Annotated in this window: 6 protein-coding genes; all 6 read left to right on the top strand. The window is 54.9% G+C overall.

Going from position 1 to position 6,415, the window contains the following annotated elements; all coding sequences use genetic code 11:
* Positions 1–353: 353 nt before the first annotated feature.
* The gene (locus tag C1722_RS16570) at positions 354–1,343 is read left to right on the top strand and encodes a glycosyltransferase (protein ID WP_180995347.1); all 990 of its coding nucleotides are present in this window, start codon (positions 354–356) and stop codon (positions 1,341–1,343) included.
* Positions 1,344–1,351: 8 nt separating this feature from the next.
* Positions 1,352–2,413, top strand: a complete 1,062-nt coding sequence (locus C1722_RS16565) for a glycosyltransferase family 2 protein (RefSeq protein WP_102380492.1) — start codon at positions 1,352–1,354, stop codon at positions 2,411–2,413.
* A 131-nt stretch (positions 2,414–2,544) separates the two neighbouring features.
* A complete protein-coding gene (locus C1722_RS16560) occupies positions 2,545–3,663 on the top strand; it encodes a glycosyltransferase family 4 protein (protein ID WP_102380491.1) in 1,119 nt (372 codons plus the stop codon).
* Between the two features lie 53 nt (positions 3,664–3,716).
* Positions 3,717–4,703, top strand: coding sequence for an LCP family protein (locus C1722_RS16555; RefSeq protein WP_102380490.1), 987 nt, complete (start codon positions 3,717–3,719; stop codon positions 4,701–4,703).
* 172 nt (positions 4,704–4,875) lie between these two features.
* Positions 4,876–5,613: an ABC transporter permease gene (locus C1722_RS16550; protein WP_244902629.1), complete on the top strand. Its 738-nt coding sequence runs from the start codon at positions 4,876–4,878 to the stop codon at positions 5,611–5,613.
* On the top strand, positions 5,603–6,394 hold the full coding sequence (locus C1722_RS16545; protein ID WP_102380489.1) for an ABC transporter ATP-binding protein: 792 nt from the start codon (positions 5,603–5,605) through the stop codon (positions 6,392–6,394). Before C1722_RS16550 ends, C1722_RS16545 begins: the two co-directional genes overlap by 11 nt.
* Positions 6,395–6,415: the final 21 nt, after the last annotated feature.

The following is a 6,415-nucleotide window of genomic DNA, read 5'->3' as shown; positions in this document are numbered from 1 at the left end:
GGTGGGAGTTGTGCTTATGCACGGGGGTTACCGAAGTGGGCGCCCGCAGAAAAGAATCCACCGCAAACCTTTTCGCGTAAAACGAAGCGAACTGTCGAGTGTCGCAGTGCGCATAAGCGCTCTCGAAGTCCATCGGCGGTGGTATGGCATTATTACAGCACAACGGGTATTAAGGTGGCATTAAACTTTGGGATCCGTCGTACGCAATCCGACTTGCGCATGGACAGCGAAGACCAAGGAGTTACTGCAGGGTTCCCGATTCGCTTCGTCCCGCTCGGTTATAATGAGGGGCATTCTCGCAACGGCGATTGCGCAGCGGCATACCGGACGATACGCGAAAAGGGGCAATGCATATGACGAACACTACGGCGGCGCATCCTGACGTTTCGGTTCTTGTGCCTACGTACAACGTTGAGCGCTACGTGGCGCAATGCCTCGATTCGCTGTGTGCTCAAACGCTCGAGAATATCGAGATCATCTGCATCAACGACGGGGCAACCGACGGGTCTGCCGCCATTCTCCACGACTACGCGAACCGCGACGCCCGCATCGTCGTTATCGACAAGGAGAATTCCGGATACGGGGCTTCGCTCAACAGGGGAATGGAGTGCGCTCGGGGGGCATATCTAGCCATTGCAGAACCCGATGATTTTGCCGAGCGCTCCATGTACGCGACTCTGTACGATTTTGCCCAGCGCTACGATTGCGACGTGGTGAAATCGAACTTCTACGAATATGCCGAAGGGCGCAACAGGAAGAATCGAAACCTGCAGGGCTATCCGATGAAAACGCCGTTCGACCCAGCCGATCAGCCGCGTATCATCTGCACGATTCCCTCGATTTGGACGGGGCTGTACCGCACCGATATGCTCAAGCGGGAAGGCATCTCCTTTCGCGAGACTCCCGGCGCGGCGTTTCAGGACACCTCGTTCGTTCTGAAGACGTGGTTTGTAGCGAAGCGCTGCGTGCTCGTGCGTAAACCGCTGCTCCATTACCGTATGGATAACCCGTCTTCTTCGGTGAAGACGTCCGACAGGATTTTCGTTGTATGCGACGAACTCGCCGAAAGCGAGCGGTTTCTGCGCGAGCGTCCCGATCGCTGCGAGAAGTTCATCTCCTGGTTCCACGTTGATAAGTGGGGCAAATACCGATGGAACTACGAGCGGATCGACGCATCATGCCATGAGGAATTCGCCGAGAGGATGCGCAGCGAGTACGCGTGCGCCTTTGAATCGGGCGAGCTCGTACAATCGTACTTTGCAGACGGCGATTGGCGCGCGGTTACGCAGTTGCTCGACGAGGGTGCCGCTTCGTTTGCCGCGCACCATCTGGAAACGTTTTAGGGGCGAACATGGACGAGGTTCGCGTATCGGTTATCGTTCCCCTCTACAACTGCGCTCCCTACATAGAAGCGTGCATAACATCGCTCAAAGAGCAGACCTTCGCCGATTTCGAGGTGCTATGCGTTGACGACTGCTCGACCGACGGCTCGCTTGCAATCGCTCGCGCGTCTGCGGGCGACGATCGGCGCTTCGGGTTCACCGCGTTGGAGAAAAACGGCGGGCAGAGCGTTGCCCGCAACGTGGCGCTCGACCAAGCTCGGGGAACCTACATCGTGCTGCTCGACGCGGACGACTACTTCGTACCCGAAGCGCTCGAGAAGCTCGTCGAACGGGCCGAGCAGCAAGACCTCGACGATCTCTACTTCTCCGCGCAGGCGTTCTACGAATCGAAAGAGCTGTTCGACCAGGTGCGCGAAGAATACCAAAATCGCCCCGCTTTCGACGGAGTGACCACGGGTCCGCGTTTGTTCACCTACTTCGAAGAGCATCGCGAGTTTTTGCCCCATGCGCCGCTTCGCATGGTGAAGCGTTCGTTGATCGAAGAGAACCACATCCGGTTTTACGAGGGTATCATCCACGAAGACGTGCTGTTCACCTTCCAGACGCTCGTGCGATCGAAACGAACTTCGTACTTGAACGAGCCGCTGTACCGGCGTCGCGTACGCAGCGGTTCGACCATGACGGCGAAGCATACCGTCGAAAACGTTCGGGGACACGTTGTCTGCGTGCGGGAGATGCGTGCGTGGGTTGAGCGGCACGCCGACGAGCTTGAAGAGGAGTTTTTGCGTGCGGTGAGCCGCCGCATGGTGGATTACTCGCTTATAGCGGGGCGCATTTGGCTTAAAGACATCGACGAAGCCGATCGCGAACGGTTTCTCCGTGGCCTTTCGCCGCAGGATCGTCTGGCATTTTACTCCGAGGTGGTCTATCCCGCCTCTGCGCTCGAAGAGTGCGAGAACGATCTTCGCTCGTCGAAAACGTATCGGCTGGGAGATGCGCTGCTCGGCGTGCCACGCCGTATGAGGGACGGCATCAGGGGGGCGAAGGAGTTTCGGGAAGAGCAAAACTGAGTGTTTTGACGTCCTGTATGCGAGCCGTCTGACAAGGAAAGAGCCCCAAATCGCAGAAAAGCGCGTTTACCGTTTGATATCTGCTAATATGAGCTGCACGAATACGTAAATGGGGATTTGACTTGTTAGCGATGCATCAGGCATTAACGGTGTTTTTCGTGGCGTTTATCGTCACGTACCTCATGGTGCCCGTGTCCAAGAAGATAGCCGTTCTCATCGGTGCGATCGATTATCCCAGTAATCGCAGGCTCAACACCGATCCGGTGCCCCGATGCGGAGGCATCGCTCTGTATGTTGGTTTGGTCGCCGCCTGCCTTTCCGTGCTGATTGCAGAGCGTTTCTTCGGGTGGGATATCGTCGACCTGTATGTGCTCAGCGGAGTCAACTACATTCTGCTGTTCATCGGCATCACCATGATGTTCGCGGTCGGTTTGGTCGACGACATCATCCAGATGTCGGCTTTGCCGAAGTTGCTGGGACAGGTTGTTGCCGCTATTGTCGTGGCCGTGGCCGGCGTGACCATTGGAACTGTCCGCTCGCTCATTGACGGGGATTACGTCGATCTCGGATGGTTGAACTACCCGCTGACCGTGCTGTATCTCGTCGTGTTCGTTAACATCACGAACCTCATCGACGGACTCGACGGGCTTGCTACCGGCATCATCGCTATTGTGGCGACAAGTTTGCTGTATCTGGTGCTCATGCGTGGAAGTGCGACGTTGGCGATGGCATGCGTTGCGCTTATCGCCGTATGCCTTGCGTTTCTGCGCTACAACTTTTTTCCGGCCTCGATCTTTATGGGCGATTCAGGGTCTTTGCTGCTGGGATTGCTTGTTGGCATTATCTCGATCACGGGCGTGGTGAGAACGCAGAGCTTCGTGGTCATGCTCGTCCCCCTCGTCATCGCCGGCATTCCTCTGCTCGACACCGTTTCCGCCATCATTCGAAGAAGCCGGGGTCACAAGCCGGTCGGGCAGGCAGACATGGGGCATATTCATCACCGGCTGCTGAGGGCGGGGCTCGGTCAGAGAAGAGCCGTTGCGGTTCTCTGGGTCTGCTCGGCGGTGCTTGCGTTTGTCGGCACCATGCTGGGAAGCTTTTCGGGACCGGTACGCTGGGCGATATTCTTCGGCTTAGCTGTGGTCATGTTCTTCATCATCTGGAAATTCGGCCTGTTCAAACCGGTTTTGAGGCACTACTACGACAATAAGGGCAAGCACGGCCCGCGTACTCCTCGCCATCATAAATAAGCCGACCAATGCCAATCTGAATGCTTCGTATTACCAGATGGTATACTGAGGCAATGGAAAACCAGCAAGAAGCGATAGCGCGTTCTCGAAGAAGGGCTGCAGCGGCAGTCCTCTGCGTTACTGTGTTCGCTGCGGCTTTTATCGGCGTCGCCTGCTTTCTGCATGCCAGCAGTCCCAAATACAGCCCGAACGAATTGGGTTCTCAGCTTGCACCGACATCCGATCCCCTGTATGTTTTGCTCATCGGTTCCGATTCGCGCAGGGGAACGGCGCTCTACACGGGTAAGGCGAACGAGCATGCTCAGGTAGATCAGCATTCCGATATCATGACGCTCATGCGAATCGATCCCGAAACCTATACCATTACACTGGTCACCGTTCCGCGTGATACCCAGCTGGCCGGCACGAGCGGAAAGATCAACGACGCTCTTGCGGGGGGCGATCCGAACGAGGTAGTCAAGGTCGTCGAAACCTTAACAGGGATTACCGTTGACTATTATATGATGACGACGTTCACGTCGTTCGAATCGCTCGTCGACGATCTTGGCGGCACCGTCGTCGATGTGCCGCTCAAGATTACTACCGACGATCCCTCGACGGGCAGAGACGTAACGGTTGCGCCGGGACAATCTCAATCGCTCGATGGTTCGCAAACGCTGGTGCTCGCCCGAGCACGCAAGGAGTACGTTGAAGATCAAGATGCTCTGCGGCAGGTCAACGTGAGGAATATCGAGGTGTCCCTCATCGAAAAGGTACTTGCCAATCCTGGCGGAATCGATGATGCGCTTCTGTACCTCGAAGAGCATACGACAACCAACATGGACTTCGGGTTGGTTGCCTCGCTTGCTGCAGACTTTTTACTGCATCGCGACGACGTAACCATTTACACGTGCACGGGGCCGCATAAGGGGTCGGTGAACGAAGCGGGCCTTTGGGTGATACCCGAAGACAAGGAAACGTGGAGTTTGCTCATGGAGACGGTCGACGCTGGGGAAGATCCGTCGGGCGTTGTCTCGCTGCCGTCGTTTCCTGTGTCGTAACCCCGTTTATACGCGGTATTGTTATAGGAGGAATCGGGATTGTGCTATATTGAGCGTTTGAAAATACGTCTAGTACAGAGGACGGCGAACTTTGTTCAGTACTCTTGCAACAATTATTAAAGATAACTGGCAATGGCGCAAACAAATAGGCCATCTTGCTATATTTGAGCTGATGAAGCAGGCGCGTGGCGCCGTGCTCGGGTGGGCGTGGCTCGCGGTGAAGCCCATCGTGTTCATCGTCGTGTTTTGGTTCGCGCTCGAGATCGGGCTACGAGCGGGATCTGCTGATGCCGCATACCCTTACTTTGTTTGGCTTGTGGCCGGGCTTATTCCCTGGTTCTACATGTCGGACATGTTCAGCACGGGTTCAGACGTCTTGCATCGCTATTCGTACTTGGTTAATAAGGTTAAGTTCCCTCTGAGCGGCATCTCGACCCTGTACTCCCTATCCACCCTTATCGTCAACGCGGTTTTGTTCGTAATCCTGTTCGTGATCTATGCAGCGTACGGTATGCCATGGGACATTTACCTTATACAGGTTCCTATACTTATGCTGCTTATGTTCGTATTTTGGGATATGTTTTCGATTCTCACCTCGCAGCTTTCCGGCATTAGCAAAGATTTCGGCCAACTCATGAAGGCTCTCAGCCAACCGTTGTTCTGGTTGTCGGGAATCTTGTTCAACATGAATGTCCTCGAGACATCAGGATTCGGCTGGGCTGCAAATGTCATGCTGTTTAATCCGGTCACATTCTTTGTCACGGCATTTCGCGATGCCCTGTGCGACAAGAGGTGGTTTTGGGAGGACCCCGTGTTTTTCGGCTGCTTTGTTGCGGTGTTCGTTGCAACCCTTGTTTCGATGGTGCTCGTCTACCGTCACTTCCATGAGGAGGTGTCCGATGTCCTTTGATGCCGAAGAGCGTTTGCTCGAATCGTTGGGACCGCGGGTTGCGGTAAGCGATGAACCGGTGGTTAAATTCGAGCACGTGACGAAGACCTATAAGCTATACAAAAACGATAGGAGCCGATTCCTCGGCCTATTCAGCAGAAACAACAAAGAGCTGGTCGGTATCGTTCATGCCAACAACGATCTTTCCTTCGAGATAAAGAAGGGCGAAGCGGTCGCGCTCATCGGGCGCAATGGGGCAGGAAAGTCAACCGCATTAAAGATGGTAACAGGCGTGAGCTATCCGACGACGGGAACGGTAACGGTGAACGGGCGCGTAAGCGCGCTGCTCGAACTGAACGCTGGGTTCGACGGTCAATTGACTGGGCGCGAGAACCTGAGTCTTCGAAGCCAAGTACTCGGTATGAGCAAAAAGGAGTATCAGGAAATTGAAGAGAGGGCCATTGATTTCGCCGAGCTTGGCCTCTATATCGATCAACCGATGAAATCGTATTCGAGCGGTATGAAAGCGCGCCTCGGCTTTGCGTTCGCCGCTTCTATCGATCCCGATATTCTCGTGGTCGATGAGGCTCTGTCCGTTGGCGATAAAGAATTTAGGAAAAAATGCATCAATCGAATGCGTGAGATCATGTCAAATGAGAACGTAACGGTACTTTTCGTTACTCACGAATCAGCGGCAGCTCAGGAGTTTTGCACAAGAGGCATCGTACTCAGCGAGGGGACGAAAGTGTTCGATGGCCCAATCGACGATGCGGTCGAATACTACGAGGGACCAGCTGACTAGCAAGTAATGGTCTGCCTGCAA

Source organism: Raoultibacter timonensis (genome assembly GCF_900240215.1).
Classification (GTDB): Bacteria; Actinomycetota; Coriobacteriia; order Coriobacteriales; family Eggerthellaceae; genus Raoultibacter; species Raoultibacter timonensis.
The sequence above is the reverse complement of the archived record's forward strand: the minus strand, read 5'-3'. Positions and strand labels throughout refer to the sequence as shown.